At 54.7% G+C, this 1,405-nt stretch carries 1 protein-coding gene; it reads left to right on the top strand.

Annotated features, from left to right (window positions below; translation table 11 throughout):
- Positions 1-1,341: polysaccharide biosynthesis/export family protein (locus OSO_RS41485; protein ID WP_010581589.1), on the top strand; the 1,341-nt coding region annotated here is incomplete at its 5' end.
- Between the last annotated feature and the right edge of the window lie 64 nt (positions 1,342-1,405).

Here is a 1,405-nt window from a genome sequence, read left to right as displayed (position 1 = left end):
CTCACATCCAAACGACTGAAGGATCGGTCAATTATGAAATCGCTTGCGTTTGGAATTTTGTCATTGGCGGTCGCTTTGCTGAATGCAGGGTGCGCCACAAGCAAGTGCATCATGCACGTTTATGACGCGGTTCCGGCGTACCGGCTGCCATGTGAATTCCACAAATGCAGTCGAGAGGGAACGATCCCGATCGACTTAAGCCTGCTGAGTCAGCAGCGTCCGAAAGAGGGCCATCGCCTCGGAAAGGGCGATTTGATCGGGGTTTATGTTGCGGGTGTGTTGCCGCCCAAGATCGACGACCAACCGTTGCTGTATCAGCAACTTTCGATGACGCCAACGTACTACCCGCCTTATGGTCGAGTGTTGACACCGAACATGGGTATTCCAGTGGACGTTGCTTCCGATGGAACAGTTCGCTTACCGCTGGTCGGCAAGTTGAACCTGAACGATCAAACGATCGAGGAAGCGACGGATACGATTCGCAAGGCGTATGAAAAGAAGAACGTCATTCAAGAGGATCGAGAACGCGTCTTGATCTCATTGTTGCGTCCACGCGTGAAACGCGTGGTTGTGATGCGAGAAGATGCCCAGGCGCCGGTTCCCCAAACCATCCAAAAAATGACCGTGCCTTATACGAAGCTTGGTCGGGGCGAGGTGGTCGACCTTCCGGCGTATGAAAACGACGTGCTGCATGCTCTCGCATCGACCGGGGGCCTTCCCGGGATCGACGTGTTCAGCGAAGTGTGGATCTTCCGCAGCCGCATGATCGATACACCGGATGCGGCAGCGGTTTCACAGCAGATTGAAGCGGCTGGATCACCCGAAGCCCTCGCGAAGAAATGGGAACAGCAAGAGCGCCAAGTGGTTCGAATTCCGTTACGCGTCTTCCCCAATGATCCGGTTCCATTCACAGAAGACGATATCACCTTAGAAGATGGTGACGTGATTTACCTGCCACCCCGCGAAGTGGAAGTCATCTACACGGGCGGTCAACTTCCGAGCGGCAAAGTTCCCCTTCCCCGGGATGTGGAAACAGATGTTCTGGAAGCGATTGCCCTTGTCAACGGAAGCGCCGGTGGTCCAAGCGTCAACGGCTCGATCTTCCGTACGGGTCCTGGCAACGTGGTCCCGCCGACCGATGTCTTGATTGTGCGCAAGCTTCCGAATGGCCAGCAATTGCGGATTCGCGTGGACTTGAACCGAGCCTTGCATGATCCGAACGAACGAATCCTGATGCAGCCGGAAGATCAGATCCTGCTGTTCTACAAGCCCGGCGAGCTCTACACCAATATCTTCCTCAACTTCATCGGTGTGGGCGTCAACCTCGTTCCCAAGATCTGATCAAACCAGACCTCAGCAACGACATCAGCACGAATCCCAAGGTGATTGCATCACCTTGGGATTC

Origin of the sequence: Schlesneria paludicola DSM 18645 (genome assembly GCF_000255655.1) — a bacterium.
GTDB classification, from domain to species: domain Bacteria; phylum Planctomycetota; class Planctomycetia; order Planctomycetales; family Planctomycetaceae; genus Schlesneria; species Schlesneria paludicola.
This window is presented reverse-complemented; position numbering and strand designations above follow the sequence as displayed.